Annotated in this window: 21 protein-coding genes; 6 read left to right on the top strand and 15 right to left on the bottom strand. The window is 42.4% G+C overall.

All coding sequences use genetic code 11. From position 1 onward, the window contains the following. Window positions 1-139 precede the first annotated feature (139 nt). Entirely contained in the window at window positions 140-1549 is a 1410-nt protein-coding gene (locus tag Q0V26_RS09125; protein WP_080159209.1) for a uracil-xanthine permease family protein, read from the top strand. 84 nt (window positions 1550-1633) lie between these two features. On the opposite strand, the gene envZ is transcribed toward Q0V26_RS09125, so the two are convergent. Both envZ and ompR read right to left on the bottom strand, forming a co-directional pair. Further along, a complete protein-coding gene (gene envZ, locus Q0V26_RS09120; RefSeq protein WP_080159210.1) occupies window positions 1634-2965 on the bottom strand; it encodes a two-component system sensor histidine kinase EnvZ in 1332 nt (443 codons plus the stop codon). Window positions 2966-2968: 3 nt separating this feature from the next. Continuing rightward, window positions 2969-3688 (bottom strand): two-component system response regulator OmpR, encoded by a 720-nt coding sequence (ompR, locus tag Q0V26_RS09115; protein WP_060997756.1) that lies wholly within the window; start codon window positions 3686-3688, stop codon window positions 2969-2971. 501 nt (window positions 3689-4189) lie between these two features. On the opposite strand from ompR, the gene greB reads away from it, so the two are divergent. Continuing rightward, the gene (greB, locus tag Q0V26_RS09110) at window positions 4190-4663 is read left to right on the top strand and encodes a transcription elongation factor GreB (RefSeq protein ID WP_080159211.1); all 474 of its coding nucleotides are present in this window, start codon (window positions 4190-4192) and stop codon (window positions 4661-4663) included. A 159-nt stretch (window positions 4664-4822) separates the two neighbouring features. Further along, window positions 4823-7153, top strand: coding sequence for a Tex family protein (locus Q0V26_RS09105; RefSeq protein WP_297480940.1), 2331 nt, complete (start codon window positions 4823-4825; stop codon window positions 7151-7153). 56 nt (window positions 7154-7209) lie between these two features. Here Q0V26_RS09105 and Q0V26_RS09100 read toward each other — a convergent pair whose 3' ends face one another. Both Q0V26_RS09100 and bioH read right to left on the bottom strand, forming a co-directional pair. Continuing rightward, on the bottom strand, window positions 7210-7668 hold the full coding sequence (locus Q0V26_RS09100; RefSeq protein ID WP_080159213.1) for an ATP-dependent Lon protease: 459 nt from the start codon (window positions 7666-7668) through the stop codon (window positions 7210-7212). 134 nt (window positions 7669-7802) lie between these two features. After that, window positions 7803-8567, bottom strand: coding sequence for a pimeloyl-ACP methyl ester esterase BioH (gene bioH, locus Q0V26_RS09095; protein ID WP_297480936.1), 765 nt, complete (start codon window positions 8565-8567; stop codon window positions 7803-7805). 35 nt (window positions 8568-8602) lie between these two features. Between bioH and Q0V26_RS09090 the strand changes: the two genes are divergently transcribed. Together Q0V26_RS09090 and nfuA are read left to right on the top strand one after the other, a co-directional pair. Further along, window positions 8603-9310, top strand: a complete 708-nt coding sequence (locus Q0V26_RS09090; RefSeq protein ID WP_297480933.1) for a phosphoribosyltransferase family protein — start codon at window positions 8603-8605, stop codon at window positions 9308-9310. A 129-nt stretch (window positions 9311-9439) separates the two neighbouring features. Further along, window positions 9440-10024 carry a Fe-S biogenesis protein NfuA gene (gene nfuA, locus Q0V26_RS09085; protein WP_199190754.1) on the top strand — a complete coding sequence of 195 codons (585 nt, stop codon included), beginning with the start codon at window positions 9440-9442 and terminating at the stop codon, window positions 10022-10024. Window positions 10025-10091: 67 nt separating this feature from the next. On the opposite strand, the gene Q0V26_RS09080 is transcribed toward nfuA, so the two are convergent. From Q0V26_RS09080 to Q0V26_RS09055, 6 genes are all read right to left on the bottom strand, one after another. Then, window positions 10092-10481 carry a hypothetical protein gene (locus tag Q0V26_RS09080; RefSeq protein ID WP_297480931.1) on the bottom strand — a complete coding sequence of 130 codons (390 nt, stop codon included), beginning with the start codon at window positions 10479-10481 and terminating at the stop codon, window positions 10092-10094. 115 nt (window positions 10482-10596) lie between these two features. After that, complete coding sequence (gene dinF / locus Q0V26_RS09075; RefSeq protein WP_297480928.1) at window positions 10597-11934, bottom strand: MATE family efflux transporter DinF; 1338 nt, start codon at window positions 11932-11934, stop codon at window positions 10597-10599. Between the two features lie 91 nt (window positions 11935-12025). Further along, complete coding sequence (gene cyoE, locus Q0V26_RS09070) at window positions 12026-12958, bottom strand: heme o synthase (protein ID WP_297480925.1); 933 nt, start codon at window positions 12956-12958, stop codon at window positions 12026-12028. Then, window positions 12951-14006 (bottom strand): COX15/CtaA family protein, encoded by a 1056-nt coding sequence (locus Q0V26_RS09065; RefSeq protein WP_297480922.1) that lies wholly within the window; start codon window positions 14004-14006, stop codon window positions 12951-12953. The genes cyoE and Q0V26_RS09065 overlap by 8 nt, the downstream gene beginning before the upstream one ends. A gap of 29 nt (window positions 14007-14035) precedes the next feature. Beyond that, entirely contained in the window at window positions 14036-14569 is a 534-nt protein-coding gene (locus Q0V26_RS09060; RefSeq protein WP_297480920.1) for a cytochrome oxidase, read from the bottom strand. Next, window positions 14566-15249 (bottom strand): SURF1 family protein, encoded by a 684-nt coding sequence (locus Q0V26_RS09055; protein ID WP_297480918.1) that lies wholly within the window; start codon window positions 15247-15249, stop codon window positions 14566-14568. Before Q0V26_RS09055 ends, Q0V26_RS09060 begins: the two co-directional genes overlap by 4 nt. A 69-nt stretch (window positions 15250-15318) precedes the next feature. Between Q0V26_RS09055 and Q0V26_RS09050 the strand changes: the two genes are divergently transcribed. After that, window positions 15319-15531: a DUF2909 family protein gene (locus Q0V26_RS09050; protein ID WP_297480915.1), complete on the top strand. Its 213-nt coding sequence runs from the start codon at window positions 15319-15321 to the stop codon at window positions 15529-15531. Window positions 15532-15568: 37 nt separating this feature from the next. Here Q0V26_RS09050 and Q0V26_RS09045 read toward each other — a convergent pair whose 3' ends face one another. From Q0V26_RS09045 to lexA, 5 genes are all read right to left on the bottom strand, one after another. Then, the gene (locus Q0V26_RS09045) at window positions 15569-16471 is read right to left on the bottom strand and encodes a cytochrome c oxidase subunit 3 (protein ID WP_297480912.1); all 903 of its coding nucleotides are present in this window, start codon (window positions 16469-16471) and stop codon (window positions 15569-15571) included. Continuing rightward, window positions 16455-17033 (bottom strand): cytochrome c oxidase assembly protein, encoded by a 579-nt coding sequence (locus Q0V26_RS09040; RefSeq protein ID WP_297480910.1) that lies wholly within the window; start codon window positions 17031-17033, stop codon window positions 16455-16457. The genes Q0V26_RS09045 and Q0V26_RS09040 overlap by 17 nt, the downstream gene beginning before the upstream one ends. Before the next feature lie 11 nt (window positions 17034-17044). Then, complete coding sequence (gene ctaD / locus Q0V26_RS09035) at window positions 17045-18634, bottom strand: cytochrome c oxidase subunit I (protein ID WP_080159226.1); 1590 nt, start codon at window positions 18632-18634, stop codon at window positions 17045-17047. An 18-nt stretch (window positions 18635-18652) separates the two neighbouring features. Continuing rightward, a complete protein-coding gene (gene coxB / locus Q0V26_RS09030) occupies window positions 18653-19789 on the bottom strand; it encodes a cytochrome c oxidase subunit II (RefSeq protein ID WP_297481016.1) in 1137 nt (378 codons plus the stop codon). A gap of 278 nt (window positions 19790-20067) precedes the next feature. After that, complete coding sequence (gene lexA, locus Q0V26_RS09025) at window positions 20068-20688, bottom strand: transcriptional repressor LexA (protein WP_080159228.1); 621 nt, start codon at window positions 20686-20688, stop codon at window positions 20068-20070. Window positions 20689-20704 lie beyond the last annotated feature (16 nt).

Genomic DNA, 20704 nt, shown 5'->3' with positions numbered 1-20704 from the left:
GCGACAAAATTTTGCCACTTTACGCTCTGCCAGTGTTGATTTGGTTCTGAGTAACAGCAATCACAGATCACCGCCAACAACACAATAATCGCCCATTCAGCGCGAATAATGGATTTCAGAGTGCCAGTTAGGATCACGTATGACTCAGCATCACACTAGCGCAACGCCAAAAAATTCTGACCTTATTTACCGCTTAGATGATAGACCACCACTACCACAAACGTTGTTTGCTGCCACACAACATTTACTGGCAATGTTTGTTGCGGTCATTACGCCATCGTTGATCATCTGCCAATCACTAGGCTTACCCGCGAGTGATACTAATACTATTGTCAGTATGTCATTACTGGCATCAGGGATAGCTTCTTTTATTCAAATTAAAACCTTTGGCCCAATTGGCTCTGGTTTATTATCAATTCAAGGTACCAGCTTTAATTTCTTGGGGCCTATTATTGGTGCAGGCCTAGCCCTTAAAGCTGGCGGTGCTGATATTCAAACCATGATGGCGGCTATTTTTGGGACCATTATTTTTGCCGCTTTTACTGAAGTGTTTATCTCTCGCATTTTACAACATGCCCAACGCATAATTACGCCATTAGTGTCTGGTATTGTGGTGACATTAATCGGTTTAACCTTAATTCAGATTGGCCTAACCTCGATTGGTGGCGGTTACAGTGCAATTGCCGACGGTAGCTTTGGCAGCCTTGATAATCTGATGTTAGCAGGCACGGTATTAGGCTTTATCGTATTACTCAACCGTGTTAAAAATCCTTATTTACGGGTGTCATCTATTGTCATTTCAATGGCAGCGGGTACTTTGCTTGCATGGTCACTAGGGATGATAAATACCAACATCACCACATCTGATACCCTAATCGCAATTCCAATGCCAATGCAATATGGACTTAGTTTTGATTGGGGTTTATTGATTCCGTTAATGATAGTGTTTGCGGTTACGTCACTGGAAGCCATTGGCGATATTACGGCAACCTCAGAAACATCTGAACAGCCGGTAAAAGGGCCGTTGTACTTAAAACGAATCAAAGGCGGCGTTCTTGCTGATGGCCTTAACTCAGCCATGGCTGCTGTGTTTAATAGCTTTCCTAATTCAACCTTTAGCCAGAACAATGGCATTATTCAATTAACAGGCGTGGCGAGCCGTTATATCGGCTACTTTGTGGCAGGAATGTTGGTTCTACTAGGGTTATTTCCTGATGTAGCAAGCTTGGTTCAATTGATTCCAGAGCCAGTATTGGGCGGCGCAACCATTGTGATGTTTGGCACCATTGCCGCATCAGGGATTCGTATAATTTCACGCTGTCATCTTGATCGCCGTGCGATTTTAATCATGGCATTATCGTTTTCAATGGGATTAGGCATCGCCCAAAAACCTGAAATACTGCAATTCTTACCGGAGATAGTAAAAAGTATTCTTTCTTCTGGTATGGCTGCTGGCGGTATTACTGCGATTTTATTAAATATTATTTTACCAAACGAACATGCTGAATCGATTGAACTGATTGATGAAGCAACCGCAACTGAACACTAATTATTACCTCATAAAAAACCCGCTTTTCACAATGAAAGCGGGTTTTTATTTCACCAATAACCACGTTGACTGCGTTACAGAAGATTACTTCAATTTATGTAACGGCAAACTGATCTCAACTCTTAAGCCACCATCGCTGCGGTTACGCACCGAAATTGAACCTTCATTTTGATCAACAATTCGCTTCACAATCGCCAATCCTAAACCCGTACCTTCAGTTTCACTGCCACGGGCAGAATCACCACGAGTTAATGGTTGGAACATCTTAGTGACTTGATCCGGGGCAATACCGGGCCCGTTATCTTCAACACAAAACCATGCTGACTTACGATCAGCCGAAGCACCACTGGAAAGTTTAACCCAGCCATTACCGTAGCGTTGGGCATTTATTACCAAGTTTGCAACTGCACGTTTAAGGGCAACAGCATTGACTGAAACAGTGCCGGGAATCAGCGTTAATTGCTGCTCGATAACATTGCCATAGCTACCTTCAGTATGAGCAACATCTTCTAACAGCAAATTAAGATCAACATCTTCTTCGGCTTGTTTTTTAGTCGATTTAAGATAATCCATAAACTGACTAATAATAGCATTACACTCTTCAGTGTCAGTGATCATCGAATCAGCTAAATAACTATCTTCTGCTGACATCATCTCTGTCGCTAACCGAATCCGGGTTAATGGCGTTCGTAAATCATGGCTGACACCAGCCATCAATAGCGCTCGATCATCTTCAAGCTGTTTAATCCCTTGTGACATTTGATTAAAAGCTTTGGTTACTGAGCGAATTTCCGATGCACCTTGTTCAGGTAACTGTGGTGGGGTTTCCCCCCGTCCGACCTGCAACGCGGCTTGCTCCAATTCGACTAAAGGCCGATTTTGAATACGAATAAATAACCATCCGCCAGCAATCACTAAAAAGGCAATAATTAAGCTATAACGAAATAAAGGAGAAAAATCATCTTCTTGCAATTCAGACAACGGAATACGCATTAAGAAATTTGGCATCGCATCGGTTTTCATCCATAGCACATAACTATGGGCACCAAGCAATAACCGCACATCAGTCGGCGAATGTAATTCACGCGACATTTCTTCACTCAAATAAGTGATATGAGTGGCATCATGAAATTCTGCTGCACCGGGTGAATTAGGCGCATGTAACGTCACACCTAATTCTTCAAGTAACTCGCGTCGAATAGGACGATCAAGATAGATGGTTTGGCCATTAGCCATCTTAATATTTTCTTTCAGCATCAATTTTACTTCGTACGCTAAAATACGATTAAACTGCTGAATACTAGGAAGTAGCGCGTAATTGACGATTGTCAGATATGAAAAAATCTGGCTTGCGATTAACAAGCCAGCTAATAATATCAGTGTTCGCGCAAAAGTACTTTTGGGCGATAACCGCATGGCTTACGCCTCACGACCATCAGGGACAAACACGTATCCTAAACCCCATACCGTTTGAATATAACGCGGACGACTAGGATCTTCTTCAACCATTCGACGTAGACGTGAAATCTGCACATCAATTGAACGTTCCATTGCTGAATATTCACGACCACGCGCCATGTTCATCAATTTATCCCGTGACATTGGCTCACGTGCATTAGTTACAAGGGCTTTTAATACCGCAAACTCACCCGATGTCAGTGGCATAGGAGCATCACCGCGGAACATTTCACGGGTGCCAAGATTTAGACGGAATTCACCGAACTCAATCACTTTACTGGAAACACTTGGCGCACCCGGCGCTTCAATGGTTTGACGACGTAAAACAGCGCGAATACGGGCAAGTAATTCACGTGGATTAAACGGTTTTGGTAAATAATCATCTGCACCGACTTCAAGCCCGACAATACGATCAACTTCATCGCCTTTCGCCGTTAGCATTAGAATAGGCAGCATATTGTTAGCATTACGTAAGCGACGACAAATAGATAAACCATCTTCACCTGGTAACATTAAATCCAATACCATCAGGTGAAAAGTTTCACGTGCAAGTAAACGATCCATTTGTTCGCCATTAGCGACACTGCGTACTTGGAACCCTTGCTCAGAAAGATAACGCTCAAGTAACGCACGTAAACGCATGTCGTCATCGACCACTAAAATCTTATAATTTTCCTGCATTTTTCACCTTCATCGATCACGATAACGTATTGTTACTAAATGTACGCAGTCGTAATAACTAACGTTTAATTTAGCGGTGAACATCTTCACCTCAATCACGGTTGCCTAAGAACATTCAACCAAATCAATCGAAGTGAACATTATCACAGCCTATATTGATTATAGGGGAGTAATTATTACCGACACACACTAATTACGGCATAATAATGATTATAACATGCTAATTATTATCATGATTGTGTTATTAGTATTATCATCATCTCTAACAACATCCCTTTTGATATGCCTTTATAGCATGGTGATTCAACTCTGAACACTACTTTACTTGAGAGATTAATTTACGACGTAAACAAGATCACATTTCACTGATTCGCGCCCCGTTAACAATTAATTCCTTCAGCGAATTACCCCCCATTTAACGGTCATATTTTATCGTGCTATTGCTTTCTATTTTACCTTAGCGATGATAGAACAATGCCAAACTATTGTTTGAGAATAATGATGAGAACCAATTTAATTACCCGGGAAGGGTTTGATAAATTAGAACAAGAATTAAATTATTTATGGCGTGAAGATCGCCCTGAAGTCACCAAAAAAGTGACTTGGGCGGCGAGTTTAGGCGACCGCAGTGAAAATGCGGATTATCAATATAATAAGAAACGATTACGTGAAATTGATCGTCGAGTACGCTTTTTACGAAAACGTTTAGAAGCGGTTAAAGTTATTGATTACTCCCCTCAACAAGACGGCAAAGTCTTCTTTGGTGCTTGGGTCGAGATTGAAAATGAGGCGGGTGAACAAAAAACCTTTCGCATCGTGGGCCCTGATGAGATCTATGGCCGTAATGATTACATCTCGATCGACTCCCCTATGGCGCGCGCTTTATTAAGTAAGCAGGTTGACGATGATGCAGTAGTACCAACGCCACTAGGCAAAAAAACATGGTTTATTAATCGTATTCGTTACCATGATTAAATCACATCGAAACCAACCGCCAACCCGCTATTATTAGTAACAGACAATAAAAAATGACTCGCTTTATGCAGTCTGACACACTCTTCACCGCGGTTGACTTGCCAGATCAAGATTCAGCCGTAGAATAAACGCTTAACGATCAACAAGAGAAATCAACGGATGAGCAACGCTATCAACCACCAGATCGCCACCGAACTGAATGTACGCACGGAACAAGTCAATGCGGCCGTCACCTTACTTGATGACGGCAACACAGTGCCTTTCATTGCCCGTTACCGTAAAGAAGTTACTGGCGAATTGGATGACACTCAACTTCGTAATTTAGAATCACGTTTAGGCTACTTACGTGAACTCGATAGCCGCCGTCAGGTCATTCTAAAATCCATTACCGAGCAAGGTAAACTCACGCCTGCACTAGCGGCTGAAATTAATAGTGCTGACAGTAAAACTCGTCTTGAAGATCTCTACCTGCCTTACAAACAAAAACGCCGCACCAAAGGTCAGATTGCGATTGAAGCTGGTATCGCTCCCCTGGCTGAACTGTTATGGAATCAACCTCAACACTCACCAGAAACCACAGCAGAACAATATTTAAATCCAGAGCAAGGCTTTGCTGATAGTAAAGCGGTGCTAGATGGTGCACGTGCCATTTTGATGGAACAGTTTGCTGAAGATGCAGCACTACTTGAAAAAATCCGTCGTCAACTAAATACTTATGCTGAACTTACTTCACGTATCATTGAAGGTAAGGAACATGACGGCGCTAAATTTAAAGATTACTTTGACTATAACGAGCTGATTAAAAACATTCCGTCCCACCGTGCGTTAGCATTATTCCGTGGTCGTAATGAAGGCTTTCTACAACTATCACTGAATGCTGATCCCAATAAAGACCAAGCCGTTCGTAGTTCATATTGTGAAATCATCATTGCTGAGCATTATAACGTTACTCTGGGCACTCAAGCAGCAGATGCATGGCGCAAACAAGTGATCAGTTGGACATGGCGCATTAAGATTTTAATGCACATGGAAACTGAGCTTATGAGCGTTTTGCGTGAAAAAGCTGAAGATGGCGCAATCCAAGTTTTTGCTGATAACCTGCATGACTTATTAATGGCAGCACCTGCGGGTCCACGAGTCACACTAGCACTTGATCCCGGTTTACGAACAGGCAGTAAGATTGCCGTAGTTGATGAAACTGGTAAAGTTTTAGATACCGCCACCATCTACCCTCACCAACCACATAATAAAATTACTGAATCAACCAAAGTCGTTGTCGCGCTGATCAATAAGCATAACGTTAATTTAATTGCGATTGGTAATGGCACTGCTTCACGTGAAACAGATGCATTTGTCGCAAAGCTTATTAAAGATAATCAGCTTAAAGTACAAAGTGTAATGGTCAGTGAAGCCGGTGCATCAGTTTACTCAGCATCAGAATTAGCCGCCAAAGAATTTCCTAATATGGATGTGTCGATTCGTGGTGCGGTCTCCATTGGTCGTCGTCTACAAGACCCATTGGCAGAGCTAGTTAAAATCGATCCGAAATCCATCGGTGTTGGCCAATACCAGCATGATGTTAGCCAAAGCATGCTTGCTAAACGTTTGGATGTAGTGGTCGAAGACTGTGTAAACGCCGTTGGTGTTGATGTAAACACGGCCTCCCCAGCATTACTAACACGTGTTGCTGGTTTAAATGCCACTATTGCCCAGAACATTGTCAACTATCGAGATGAAAATGGCCGCTTTGATGCACGTACAGCCCTTAAAAAAGTCGCACGTTTAGGGCCAAAGGCATTTGAACAATGTGCGGGTTTCTTACGAATCATGAACGGTAAAAACCCTCTTGATGGCTCTGCGGTTCACCCTGAGTCTTATGCGGTCGTTAAAGCAATATCAGCAGCCAATAACAAACCTGTTGACGCTATTATTGGTAATAGTGACTTTTTACGTAACCTTAATGCTATCGATTATACTGATACTCATTTTGGTTTACCGACCGTAACAGACATTATTAGCGAACTCGATAAACCCGGTCGCGATCCACGTCCTGAGTTCACAACGGCCACCTTTGCTGATGGTATAAATGAAGTAAAAGATTTAATACCAGGAATGGTATTAGAAGGCGTGATCACCAACGTGACCAACTTTGGCGCTTTCGTCGATGTTGGTGTGCACCAAGATGGTTTGATCCATATCTCTGCTCTATCTGATAAATTTATTTCAGATCCACGAGAAGTGGTTAAAGCCGGTGATGTGGTTAAAGTTAAAGTGATGGAAGTTGATATTCAGCGTAAACGTATTGCAATGACGATGCGTTTAAGTGATGAGCCTGGACAGGAAAAGCCCACTCGTCAATCAACGCCAGCACCTCGCCAGCAACCATCTCATCAGCAGCCACGTCAAACCAACACATCTGCACCACAAAAGAACTCACCTCCAATGGGCGGTGCTTTTGCTGCGGCATTTGCTAACGCTAAGAAAAAATAATTACCACTGATATCATGGTACCTCTCAACAGCCAGCCATTAACGCTGGCTGTTGTTTTAGATAACACTAAGATATTGCGTGGGAGGATTGGGCAATGTCGCTTGCGCGTAATGATGGCTCACAACACCTTTGGTGCGTTCACTGGCACTGATGAGCGCTAATTGTTGTAATAATTCTCGGGGAAGTTCAATGTGCATCGAATAACCTAATGGCTGATCTGGTGTCACATAATTCCCCAACGAAAGAACCGCCACTAGCTGTGCTAACTGCTGCTGATAACCTTTAAAAGTCATCGCTTGTGGTTGCGCATAATCAGGATGTTCACTTGGGTCCCAACTCGGTTTATTACGTTGTTTCTCTTCTGCACTAAGAGCATTTTCAGCGGCTGCCGCCCTACTTTCAACAATCGGTACAATCTTTTCACGCACACGGTTGTCCCGCGTAACTTGATCCGTTAATGGATTAATAGTCGTCGCTAATACTGGTGTTGTTGATTGTAACGGCGCAATCACCATAGTAGATAATCCATTGTCACTATGCTCGAAATACAGTTATATCATCTTAGTCATAATATCGACCGCTCACGTTAATTATTTACCTATACCGACCGTTATAAATTTCATTGTCTGACGTAAAGCACTAAAACTGATTAATCTATGAATGTCTTTATTACTGTAATAAATTCATCCAAATGAGAAATAAACGGTGCATGAGATGCGTTAGCAAAAACATAACGTTGTGATTGAGGATATAACACGCTTAATTGCGATTCAGTTTTAATCGGCACCAGGGCATCTAATCGACCGTACACACGCAACCATGGTTGTGATAATGTCGTCAGTGATTGGCGTAAATCAACCTTCTCTAATAATTCTAGCCCTAACGTTAAGGCCGCTAATTGCGGTTGCGGCCGAGATAACACTGCCGCTTTTAATTGGCGAATATCCTCTTTTGCTGTTTGACTCCCCAAAGCCTGTAATACTAAAAAGCGTTCAATAGTGAGTGCGAAATCAGTGACGAGTTGGGTTTGAAAGTTAGCTAGAACGCGAGGTTGAATACCCGTCCAATCTGTTCGAGACATAAAACAGGGTGAGCTTGCAACGGTAATCAATTGTGTGACCCGTTGTGGTGCAGTCAAGGCCACTTGGCTGGCAATAATGCCACCTAACGACCACCCGAGCCAAACAGCGTGAGCTGGGGCTTGTGTCAATAACACATTCACGATGTCAGTTAATGATGGCGCAACAATCGCGGCATTATCACCATAACCGGGAAGATCGCACCAATGAACACAATAGTGCTGACTTAGTTGTGGGATCACATCTTGCCATACACCCGTATTCATTCCCCATCCATGAATGAGAACCAGATCAGGTCCTTGGCCTTCACTGTGCCAATTAAACAGTGATGTCATTTATATTTCCTTACATCAATTGTAAATGAGTAATAATGATGCCAAACAGAGTGCCATCATGGCGAGATAATTTATATCATTTGTTATTTCGACATTGCAGCTTGTGTCAACTTCCTTTAGCCCACACTGAACATTATTGGTGTCAGTACTGTATCTCACATTTTCCATCACCGCCCTATTGTCACCATTGTGGTTCAACCACCCTAACCACTGTCGCCCATTGTGGTCATTGCCTCGCCCAACCACCACGCTGGCATTGTCTTTACCGTTTAGGTGAATATCGACCACCACTACAACAATTGGTACACCAACTAAAATTTTGCGGGAAATTTTGGTTAGCGCAGCCACTGGCACAACAGTTGGCCCACCAAATTACTCAGCCAGCACCATTATTATTACCCGTCCCTCTTCATTGGCGGCGTTACTGTCTACGCGGTTTTAATCAAAGTCATCAACTCGCATTAGCCCTTGGGACTATTTTAAATAGCCGCGTTAATCATCATGCTTTTGAGCGTTTACGATATACCCAACCACAACAACAACTCACAAAAACTCAACGACGGCATAATTTGCAGCATGCATTTCGATTACGACCAATAACATTACCTGAGCATGTCGCTATTGTTGATGATGTTGTCACCACTGGAGCGACAGTAGATCAATTAACTCGGTTGCTGATTCGACACGGCGTCAAACGAGTGGATATTTATACGTTATGTCATACTGAACAATCAGTTAATTAATATTGCGTAAAAAAGACGCGCATTAATTAATAAAACGTGGTCAAATAAAAAATGTCGCTTTAGAGATGCGACAATCACTCACAAAGAGTAGAATGAATAAAACTTACTAAATAAGTCAGGTATTACATCGTGTCCATGATCACTATTACTGAAAACGCTCAGCAGCACTTTAGCAAGCTTCTTGCTCAGCAGCCTGAGGGTACTAATATCCGTGTTTTTGTTGTAAACCCAGGCACTCAAAGTGCTGAATGTGGCGTATCCTACTGCCCACAAGATGCGGTTGAAGCAAGTGATACAGAAATGAAGCTTGAGCTATTCTCTGCTTTTATTGATGAATTAAGCCTTCCCTTCCTTGATGACGCTGAAATCGATTTTGTTACTGACAAAATGGGTTCACAGCTAACATTAAAAGCACCTAACGCTAAAGTACGTAAAGTGGCTGATGATGCATCATTAATTGAACGCGTTGATTACGTATTACAAACTCAAATCAATCCTCAGCTTGCAGGCCATGGTGGTAATGTATCATTGTCTGAAATTACTGAAGATGGTGTTGCCATTCTACAATTTGGCGGCGGTTGTAATGGTTGTTCAATGGTTGATGTCACGCTAAAAGAAGGCATCGAGAAAGAGCTATTAGCACAATTTGAAGGCGAGTTAACGGGTGCACGTGATATTACCGATCACGCTCGTGGCGATCATTCTTATTATTAATCGTTTTGAGCCACTTATTGTAAATAGCAAAAAGCCGCATCAAATGCGGCTTTTTTATTGGTATTCATTATGAACGGAGGATCGTAATGGTTACACGTCGTCTTCCCCACCGCTTAGCCGCTCTAATATCTTTGCCCATATAAATATCTATCTTGCGATTCCAACGATGATGCATTTTATCTAGTACCACGTACTCACCAGGTAAGCCAGAAATCTTCACTTTAGAGCCGCGCTTTAAGCCCATTTTGAGTAAATCGCGAGAAACAGCGATGGCTTTCATACCTGGCTTTAAACGATCTCCCCAAGCTGCAATATTTGGATTAGAATCAGTTTGTGCTGGTACTGAATTATATGCTGTTGCTGTAACATTCACTTTTTTAAAGCTACTGGCATAACTATGAACACTGAAAGTTAAACTCAGTACTAGTAATAAGTAACCTATAATCTTAGTTGTCATTCGCACCACCTGAATAAGAAGTGAACGCATTTAAACAAATCACAGTCAGGATTGAAAGACTTTTTTGTACAAAAAATCATCAAAAATATGCTTTTTAAAGATAACGTCTTGTTTATTAAGTATGTGGTAAAAATATTTCTTTTCGCCACAAAGAGATAAACATTACCGCTAATATCCCCCCACGCAACGCCATAAAACCAATCATTGCCGCCCATAAAGCATGATTACCATAGCTACTCATTGCCCACCAAATAGCAAAAAAACCACACGTAGCTAAGAACATACTGTTACGCATGTCTCTACCTCGTGTCGCTCCAATAAAGACCCCATCCAATAAAAAACACCACATTGCAACCAAAGGCACTGCCGTTAACCAAGGTAAATATTGATCCGCTTGTTGTTGTACCGCTGGAATATCAGAAATTACACCAATAATTTGGGTTCCAAAGAGTACAAAAATAGCGGTTAGCACTAGTGAGATTAATAAACTCCAAAATGTGGTTCCCACCAAATAACGCTCTAGCTGACCTTTATTTCTAGCCCCTACTGCTTTCCCTACTAAAGCTTCCATCGCATAAGCAAAGCCATCCATTGCATAGGAAACTAACATTAGGAAACTCATTAATACCGCATTGGCAGCTACCACATTATCGCCTAGGTGTGCCCCTTGAAAAGTCATAAAAGTAAAAGTGGCTTGTAAACATAAACTACGTAAAAAGATATCACGATTAAGTTTAAGTAATCGTCCCATACCATGGCGAACACTGGCTAACTTTTGTTTTAACGGGGGTAATCCTAACTGTAGCCATTGTTGAGCCACAAACCACAATCCCAATATCATGCCACTGTAATCGGCAATCACTGACGCAGCCGCGGCACCTTGTACTTTCCAACCAAAACCCAGTACAAACAGCAAATCTAGTGCTATATTGACAACGTTCGTTACAATTAATAGCCACATCGGTAATTTGGCATTTTGCATACCAAGCAACCAACCCATGATTACAAAATTAGCGAGAGCAGCAGGCGCGCCCCAAATACGAATAGAGAAATATTGCGCGGCATACAGTTTGACTTCACTGCCTGCACTACTAAAGTGAAAAATAACTTGGCTTACTGGTTGGTGTAATACAACTAATGCGACACCAAATAGCAACGCCAACGCCATGCCTTGAACAAAAATTACGGCTTGGGCATCTTTATCTGCACTACCTTGCGCTTGTGCAGTAATGCCAGTGGTGGCCATCCGTAAAAAGCCAAGCAGCCAAAAAGTGACATTAATCATGGTGCCGCCAACAGCCACACCACCTAAATACCACGATTGATCAAGATGGCCAATCACCGCAGCATCGACTAACCCAAGTAAGGGGACGGTAATATTAGATAGCACCATAGGCAGTGCTAATGCGAAAACTTGATAATGCAGTGATTTATCTTTTAATGCAGCCAGCACACTCGTCCCTTAGTTGAGGTTAATAAGGGCTTAGTGTACCTATTTGAAGACAGTGACAACAGTCTGATCCTAGTAACAACAGAGCAACTGCTCACATTACTAGTATTTTACTCCCCCAGTTTAACCACCAATGATCAACCAATAACACTACAAACAATGTTAATAAATGCCAGATTGAATACTTAAATGTCGCCCAAGCGTGACCAGTACTATCAAAGAATTTAAGTTTAATCGCATACCCAATAAAGCCAAGGTTCAAGACACTACTACCGATAAGATAAACATAGCCACTCATGGCAGTTAACCACGGTAATAATCCAGCGGCAAACAATAACAAGGTATAAAACAACACCATGGTTTTTGTGTATGCAATGCCATGTGTCACCGGCAACATTGGAATGCCTGCTTTAGCATAATCATCACGCCGATGGATCGCCAATGCCCAAAAATGGGGCGGCGTCCACGCAAACACTAACATTACTAATAATAACGCATGGGGATTCAAACTTCCCGTCACGGCAGTCCAACCCAGTAATGGTGGTGCCGCTCCGGCTAAACCGCCAATCACAATATTTTGCGGGGTTGCATGCTTTAACCACACAGTATAAATCACCGCATAACCAACTAAACTTGCCATCGTCAGCCATGCGGTTAAGGGGTTAAGCTGCCACAATATAATAAACCCCGACACCATTAATACATATCCAAACAGCACCGCTTTTGAGGTTGCTATGCGTCCTTTAGCTAATGGACGATGATAAGTACGTGCCATTTGAGCATCAAAGCGACGATCAAGCACATGATTAAACACAGCAGCGGCGGCTGATTGCAAACCGATCCCTGCTAACCCTAATACCACCACCTCTATCGTTGGAACCGTGGGTACAGCGAGACACATACCGACTAAGGCTGTTAACAATAACATTGCCACTACTTTAGGCTTAGTCATGGTGAGATAATCACGCCAGATTGCCGTTGGTGCTGATAATGTATTACCACGCTCAAGCCATTGTAATTTATCCATGAGATTGATCCTCCCTTAACGGTTGTTCTATGCAGAGTGATGATTGCGAACAACGCCTTACTCGATAGTTAACCGTTACCATCGCCACTAATAACCCCAACCCAGAAATGTTATGTGCGACCGCAACAGCAATAGGCAAACTGGCAACAACATTGGTCACGCCTAATGCAATTTGTAGTGTCAGCAACAACACCAAAACTAAACTATTACTTCGTAATGCGGGCTGTAACCAACATAACCACGCTATCGCTAATACCACCACAGTTGTTACTATCGCACCAAGGCGATGTACCACATGAATAGAAACTCGCTGTCCGTAATCAAGCACCCCATATTGATAACTATCATGCTGTGGCTGTATTAATAAAAAAGCTTTACTATCAAATAACTGCTGCCAATTAGCTTCACAAATAGGTAATTGACTACACACTAAGGCTGCATAGTTAGCGGCGGTCCAGCCTCCTAATGCTATTTGGCAAACCACCACCACTACACTGAACATTGCCACTATTCGCAGCCTAGAGACTGTTTTTAATTCAATATGAACCATACTAACGAGAGGTGAAGATAGCTGTAACCGTAATAACCACAGTAAGCAAACAATGGTAAAGCCCCCTAATAAGTGTGCCATTACCACCACAGGCATAAGCACTAAGGTCACCGTCCACATACCTAATACGGCTTGAAAGATAACCATTAATAGCAACAACACTGGCAATAATTTAGGTCGGGATGATTGTCGCCACGCCATAAGATTGATAGCTAAAATAAACACACCTAAACTACCTGCTATATAGCGATGTAGCATTTCATTCCAAGCTTTTTGAGGTTCAAGTGGTGTTTGAGGGAAATAGTCAGCGGCCGTTTGCTGTTCAGCAACCGTTTGAGGTACAGTTAAAAAACCGTAGCAACCAGGCCAATCAGGACAACCAAGACCTGCTTCCGTTAAGCGAGTAAACGCACCTAATGCCACCACGGCTAGTGATAAAACGAAACTAAAACTAACGAGATAAAAGAAGTATCGATCATTATTGTTGGTGGTAATCATTTGTTATCCTCCATAATAACCGCAATGACTTAGCCAATTTTTGAGACTTTTAGCAGCCTTTTTAAGTCACGTAATACATCTTTACCCTGCTTTAGAATAGCCACTTCGCCGGCAACTAAGGGATATGCCATCAACAGATTACCGTGCGGATCAGCAATATAAATCGAGGTTAAACCATATTCTAATTGGGCTAATTGCTGCCGTAATGCGGCATTCACTGGGTGCTGTTCTAATCCCTGTAATAAGGCATGAGATGACGGTTGTTGATCAGCAACAAGAACCACACTTTGTAGCCGCCCATTATCAGCGCCAGCGGCTTGCGGCACTTGACGTAAATTAAATAATGCCCCTTGGCAACGTTCATCACAGGTAGGTGGTAACCAATAAATCAGTTGCCATGTTTGTGGTTTTGAAAATGCAGTTATCGTCATTGCTGGGTGTAGTAGCTGGCCTCGATTAGTCACTCCACCTTGATACCATTGCTGCTGTAATATCACTTTTGCAATAATAATCGGTAATGCAAACACAACGGCAACCATTAACAATAAGTGATATTTATTCATACTTCGCGCTCCTTGCGTAGCCATAACAAAGCAATAACAACCACCGCAATTGCTAATAAAAACCACTGTATCGCATAACCGTAATGTTTCTTGGGTCCCATCACTACAGGTTGCCATGTTTGAACAAGAGCAGCTGGACTTGAGGCTGATATTTGAATAACCCAGGGTAATAACGGTTGTTGCAATCGTTGAGAAAGCCATTCTAATTCAATATTTTGCACACGCAGTGGCCATTGCTGTTGAGTAGAGTCAGGCTTAAATTGCAACAGTTTCTGAGCCGGAGCAATCACACCATGAATCACTGTACGCCCTTTAAATTGAGGCAATATCGGTAATATTTCACGGTATGGTGGCGCAGCAATCCAACCAACGTTAACTAATATTCGTTGTTGTTGACTGATAAATGGTAAATAGAGGTGATACCCCGAACGACCACGATAAAGTTGGTTATCCAACAAAATAGGATGTTGATTATCAAATTCACCTTCCAGTGTCACGCTGTGCCATAACGGTTCAGCAGGTAGCTGAACTAAATCAACAATCATGCTGTGTTGGCGATCTCGAATTTGTGATTGCAGCTGTTTTTTTTCATCGGCACGACTCAATTGCCACCAGCTAAGTTTGAGTAGCAAACTTACCACTGCAATAGAAAAAACAATAAAAGCGACAGTTCGCAACATTACCTCTCCTTATTATCGCTAACCGTTAAAACCCGCTATGCTTAAAACAACCACAAAGGAGCACATTAAATGCTGATTAAATTGTTATTTATCATATTATTACTATTGATGGTAATGTGCTTATTTCGTGCATTACCAGCCATCATTAAAGGTCAATCACCACGTCCGTTATCGTATTATCTTGGGCGTCGATTACTGATTGCGGTGATGCTATTGGGACTGGTAGTTATCGCCTTAATGACGGGTGTTATTCAACCTAACCCAAGCCCCTACATACTCTAATTTATGGCACGATTAATATTTATTTAATCATTAGCCGTTATAAAATATAAACAAACACAAACAAGCATAACCACACCACATCAACAAAGTGCCAATACCAAGCGCCAGCCTGAAAAGCAAAATGGTGTTGAGGGGTAAAATGGCCTTTTAACACACGACACCACACAATAAATAACAAGATGGCACCTAAGGTGACATGCACACCATGAAAGCCAGTGAGCATAAAGAAAGTATTACCGTAGACACCACTTTCTAAACGTAGATTTAACTCGTGATAAGCATGGATATATTCCACCGCTTGTAGATAAACAAACACGCCACCAAGTAGTACTGTAACTAATAAAAACAGACTTAATCGACGCCGTTGATTATTTTCTAATGCAAGATGAGCAACATGGAGGGTTATTGATGAGGTAAGCAGAATAATCGTATTATATAACGGCAATCCAATCGGCCCCATAGCTTGCGTTTCAGTACCATCTGGCGTTAACACTAACGGCCAATCGGCAACAAAATCAGGCCACAACACCATATTGGTCATTGCATTATTACTGGCGCCGCCAAGCCATGGCACAGCAATCATTCGTAGATAAAATAACGCCCCAAAAAACGCACCAAAAAACATCACTTCAGAAAAAATAAACCAACTCATGCCTTGTCGAAACGAGCGATCCATTTGAGTACTATATAAGCCTCCCATCGATTCCGTAATGACATCTCGAAACCAGCCAATCAACATTAGCAAAAGCAGTCCAACCCCAGTTAATAAAATCCAGGGGCCTTGTCCTGCTAATAAATCCCCCACAGTTGCGCCTGCACCTAAAGCAATTAAAAATAATGCTACAGCGCCTAAAATAGGCCACCCACTCGCCTCAGGAACATAATATTCATCAGGATTTACTACCGCTGGCTGCTCGGAGTCATTATAAGAATTCGACATTTTTCACCTCATTCTCTTGCTCAGTCAATTGAGGAAGGGGTTGCACGTCAGGGGTCACGTCATACAGTGTATAGGCTAATGTCAGCACCGTAATATCGCGCGGTAAATCAGGATCGACATAGAACACCAACGGCAACTCAGCTTGTTCTCCCGCCGCTAGTGGCTGATGGTTAAAACAAAAACATTCAATTTTATTAAAATATTTCGCCGCAATGCCGGGAGTTACCGAGGGTACAGCTTGTCCAATTGACGGCTGTGAATTGAGATTTTTAGCATCATATTTAATGATTTTTGTTTCCCCTGGGTGAACATCAACTTGCGTCACTTGTGGTGTAAATTGCCACTTCACATTTGGATTAATATAAGCAACAAACTCAACCGTCACGGTTCGACTACGATCAACATTGTCGCTAACCTTGGTTGGTGTGGTTGCTGTTTTGCCATTAATTCCAGTGATATCGCAAAAGACGTCATATAACGGCACTAACGCAAACGCAAATCCAAACATGGCTATTGCTGCAAACACCAATGCAATAACAGAGCGTTTCGATTGCGATTCCATATCAGCCTCCGTTAATCAATTTTAGGTGGCGTTGAAAAGGTGTGATACGGCGCCGGAGAAGGAACGGTCCATTCCAACCCTTCAGCACCTTCCCACGGTTTTGATGCTGCTTTTTCTCCTCCGCGAATACACTTCACCACCACTGCAACAAATAACAGCTGCGATAGGCCAAATAAAAACCCACCAATACTGACCACCGCATTGATATCAGCAAACTGCAACGCATAGTCAGGAATTCGCCGAGGCATTCCCGCTAATCCCAGAAAGTGCATTGGGAAAAATAAAATATTGACTGAAATTAACGAACACCAAAAATGCCATTGAGCTAGGCGTTCATTGAACATATGCCCAGTCCATTTAGGGAGCCAGTAATACGCTGCCGCCATAATCGAAAAAATAGCCCCAGACACCAATACATAATGAAAGTGAGCCACCACAAAATAGGTATCATGGTATTGAAAATCAGCCGGCGTAATAGCTAACATCAATCCCGAAAAGCCACCAATGGTAAACAACACAATAAACGCAATCGCAAATAGCATCGGCACTTCAAAGGTCAATGAGCCGCGCCACATAGTGGCTACCCAGTTAAACACTTTCACCCCCGTCGGCACAGAGATCAGCATAGTGCAGTACATAAAAAACAGCTCTGCCGCAACAGGCATACCAGTGGTAAACATATGGTGCGCCCACACCAGAAAACTCAGTCCAGCAATCGAAGCGGTGGCATACACCATGGAGCTATAACCAAAAAGTTTTTTACGCGAAAATGCAGGGATAATGGCCGAAATAATACCGAAACTCGGCAAAATCATAATATAAACTTCAGGGTGACCAAAAAACCAAAAGATGTGTTGAAACATCACCGGATCGCCACCACCCGCGGCATCAAAAAAACTGGTACCAAAATATTTATCGGTTAATACCATGGTTACTGCGCCCGCTAACACCGGCATTACCGCTATCAATAAAAAAGCGGTGATTAACCATGTCCACACAAACAGCGGCATTTTCATGTAAGTCATGCCCGGAGCGCGCATATTGATAATGGTGACCACCACATTAATCGCCCCCATGATCGAACTGATACCCATAATATGAATCGCAAACACAAACAATCCGGTGCTCGCAGGGCTATAAGTGGTTGATAACGGTGCATAAAATGTCCAGCCAAAATTCGGGCCGCCGCCTTCCATAAATAATGATGCCAACAACAAACTAAAGGCAAACGGTAGGATCCAAAAACTCCAATTATTCATCCGTGGCAATGCCATATCTGGCGCACCAATCATTAATGGAATCATCCAATTAGCTAAACCAGTAAAGGCTGGCATCACCGCACCAAATACCATAATCAAACCATGAACGGTGGTCATTTGATTAAAAAAGTTAGGCTCAACTAATTGTAATCCGGGCTGAAATAACTCAGCACGAATAACCATCGCCATCGCTCCGCCAATAAAAAACATCGACAAACTAAACAGCAAATACAACGAACCAATGTCTTTATGGTTAGTGGTAAAGATCCACCGTTTAATTCCCTTTGGCGGATGATGTTCATGGTGATCAACGCTAGGTTGGTGAGGCGATATATCCGTCATGCTGGTCATTCCTTATCACTACAGTCCATTTTTAATTGCTTGAACATCGGCGGCTTGCACGGTTTCTCCGGTATTATTTCCCCAAGCATTACGTTCATAGGTAATCACGGCCGCTAATTCTTTAAGGCTTAATTGCGGGCCAAAAGCTTGCATCGCCGTCCCCGTTCTGCCATGCACCACAATTTTGATATGTTCAATACGCTGCTGCGGATCAATCGATACCCCTTCAGCCGCTAATGCAGGAAAAGCCCCCGGAATCCCTTCACCATTGACTTGATGACACATCGCACAACGGTTGTTGTAGGTTTTTTCACCCAAAACCATTAATTCATCCATCGGCATGGTCATATCTAATAACCGCTGCTCTTGCTCACGTGCTTGACGTTGACTCGCTTGGGTTTGTTGCAGCCATTGGTCGTACTCTGGTTGTGTTTTTGCAATCACCACAATTGGCATAAAACCATGATCTTTACCACACAACTCCGCACACTGACCTCGATAAATGCCCGGTTCATCAATGCGTGTCCATGCTTCATTAATAAACCCCGGATTAGCATCTTTTTTAACGGCAAACGCAGGTACCCACCAAGAATGGATAACATCTTGTGACGTCACTAAAAAACGGATTTTTTTGTTAATCGGTACCACTAATGGATAGTCAACTTCTAACAGATAATTGGCTCTTTTCGGGCGTTGGTTATCAATTTGAGCAGCACTGGTCGCGAGGTGAGAATAAAACTCAACGTCTTGATCAAAATAGCGGTAATGCCATTTCCATTGTGAGCCTGTCACTTGAATAGTGAGATCAGATTTAGAGGGGTCTTCCATTGCAAGTAAGGTTTTCGTCGCGGGAATAGCCATCGCAATTAAGATGATAAAGGGGATCAGCGTCCAAATAATTTCAACTTTGGTACTTTCATGAAAAGAGGCAGCAACAGCACCTTTTGATTTTCGATGGTGAAAAATAGACCAAAACATGGCCCCAAATACCACCACACCGATAGCAATACAGATATAAAGAATCGTCATATGTAAACCAAACACATCTTGGCTTATTGCGGTAACACCCCGCGTCATATTAAATTGCATTGTTTCACTCATTGATGGAGATGAAAATACAATTAATCCACTACTACCGATCAGTTTACGCACCATCGTCCTGACCTCCTTTGTCGGCGACATTCCACCTTCCACAGCACATGCAGCGACATTTTATTCACCCGCAGCAAAGCTAAAATAACATTCCTCTATGTTTAACTTAGGCACTAAACAGCAATAGCGCAAAAAAACGCTACAAATAATTACTAACAAACTAGTAGATAAGCTAATGATATTCTAAGAAAAATAATCTTAAATAATTTTACAAAGCAAAAAAAAGCGCAGCTTATGCGCTACGCTATTTGGTGTTGACTCAATCTGTCGTTAGTGGATAGTTACATCCAATCAGCGTTACGGATCACGCCAACAGCAATACCTTCAATGGTTAAGTTTTGATGCTCTAAATCAACCTTAATCGGCGAAAATTCTTCATTTTCAGCATGAAGTAATACTTTTGAGCCCTGCTTATCCAGTCGTTTAACCGTCACTTCGTCATCCACACGAGCAACAACAACTTGGCCATTATGTACATCTTGCGTTTTATGTACCGCCAGTAAATCACCGTCCATAATGCCGATGTTTTTCATGCTCATACCATTCACACGCAATAAGAAATCGGCGCGAGGTTTAAACAAGCTTGGATCAACCTCATAATGCGCTTCAACATGCTCTTGCGCTAAAATAGGTTCACCTGCAGCCACACGGCCAATTAAAGGTAATCCTTTTTCATCGGCAACATCATCCGCAATTAATAAGCGGATTCCACGTGATGCGCCAGGAATAATTTCTAATACACCTTTACGGGCTAAGGCTTTTAAATGTTCTTCTGCTGCATTAGCAGAACGGAAACCAAGTTCACGTGCAATTTCGGCACGTGTTGGTGGCATTCCACAGTCATCAATCTTTGCTTTGATTAAATCAAAGACTTGTTGTTGTCGCGGCGTTAACGGCTTCATGAGTCACCTGTCTTTT

The sequence above is a fragment of the uncultured Photobacterium sp. genome (genome assembly GCF_947039875.1).
GTDB lineage: Bacteria > Pseudomonadota > Gammaproteobacteria > Enterobacterales > Vibrionaceae > Photobacterium.
This window is presented reverse-complemented; position numbering and strand designations above follow the sequence as displayed.

Coding starts and splice junctions, on each gene's coding strand:
- Q0V26_RS09055 (WP_297480918.1), bottom strand. CDS start 15,249: ATGTTGCGAACTGTCGCTTTTATTGTTTTTTCTATTGCAGTGGTAAGT.
- Q0V26_RS09080 (WP_297480931.1), bottom strand. CDS start 10,481: ATGACAACTAAGATTATAGGTTACTTATTACTAGTACTGAGTTTAACT.
- bioH (WP_297480936.1), bottom strand. CDS start 8,567: ATGACATCACTGTTTAATTGGCACAGTGAAGGCCAAGGACCTGATCTG.
- Q0V26_RS09105 (WP_297480940.1), top strand. CDS start 4,823: ATGAGCAACGCTATCAACCACCAGATCGCCACCGAACTGAATGTACGC.
- lexA (WP_080159228.1), bottom strand. CDS start 20,688: ATGAAGCCGTTAACGCCGCGACAACAACAAGTCTTTGATTTAATCAAA.
- ctaD (WP_080159226.1), bottom strand. CDS start 18,634: ATGACGGATATATCGCCTCACCAACCTAGCGTTGATCACCATGAACAT.
- Q0V26_RS09090 (WP_297480933.1), top strand. CDS start 8,603: ATGATGCCAAACAGAGTGCCATCATGGCGAGATAATTTATATCATTTG.
- Q0V26_RS09065 (WP_297480922.1), bottom strand. CDS start 14,006: ATGATTACCACCAACAATAATGATCGATACTTCTTTTATCTCGTTAGT.
- Q0V26_RS09100 (WP_080159213.1), bottom strand. CDS start 7,668: ATGGTGATTGCGCCGTTACAATCAACAACACCAGTATTAGCGACGACT.
- greB (WP_080159211.1), top strand. CDS start 4,190: ATGAGAACCAATTTAATTACCCGGGAAGGGTTTGATAAATTAGAACAA.
- coxB (WP_297481016.1), bottom strand. CDS start 19,789: ATGGTGCGTAAACTGATCGGTAGTAGTGGATTAATTGTATTTTCATCT.
- envZ (WP_080159210.1), bottom strand. CDS start 2,965: ATGCGGTTATCGCCCAAAAGTACTTTTGCGCGAACACTGATATTATTA.
- cyoE (WP_297480925.1), bottom strand. CDS start 12,958: ATGGATAAATTACAATGGCTTGAGCGTGGTAATACATTATCAGCACCA.
- ompR (WP_060997756.1), bottom strand. CDS start 3,688: ATGCAGGAAAATTATAAGATTTTAGTGGTCGATGACGACATGCGTTTA.
- Q0V26_RS09045 (WP_297480912.1), bottom strand. CDS start 16,471: ATGTCGAATTCTTATAATGACTCCGAGCAGCCAGCGGTAGTAAATCCT.
- Q0V26_RS09125 (WP_080159209.1), top strand. CDS start 140: ATGACTCAGCATCACACTAGCGCAACGCCAAAAAATTCTGACCTTATT.
- Q0V26_RS09060 (WP_297480920.1), bottom strand. CDS start 14,569: ATGAATAAATATCACTTATTGTTAATGGTTGCCGTTGTGTTTGCATTA.
- Q0V26_RS09050 (WP_297480915.1), top strand. CDS start 15,319: ATGCTGATTAAATTGTTATTTATCATATTATTACTATTGATGGTAATG.
- Q0V26_RS09040 (WP_297480910.1), bottom strand. CDS start 17,033: ATGGAATCGCAATCGAAACGCTCTGTTATTGCATTGGTGTTTGCAGCA.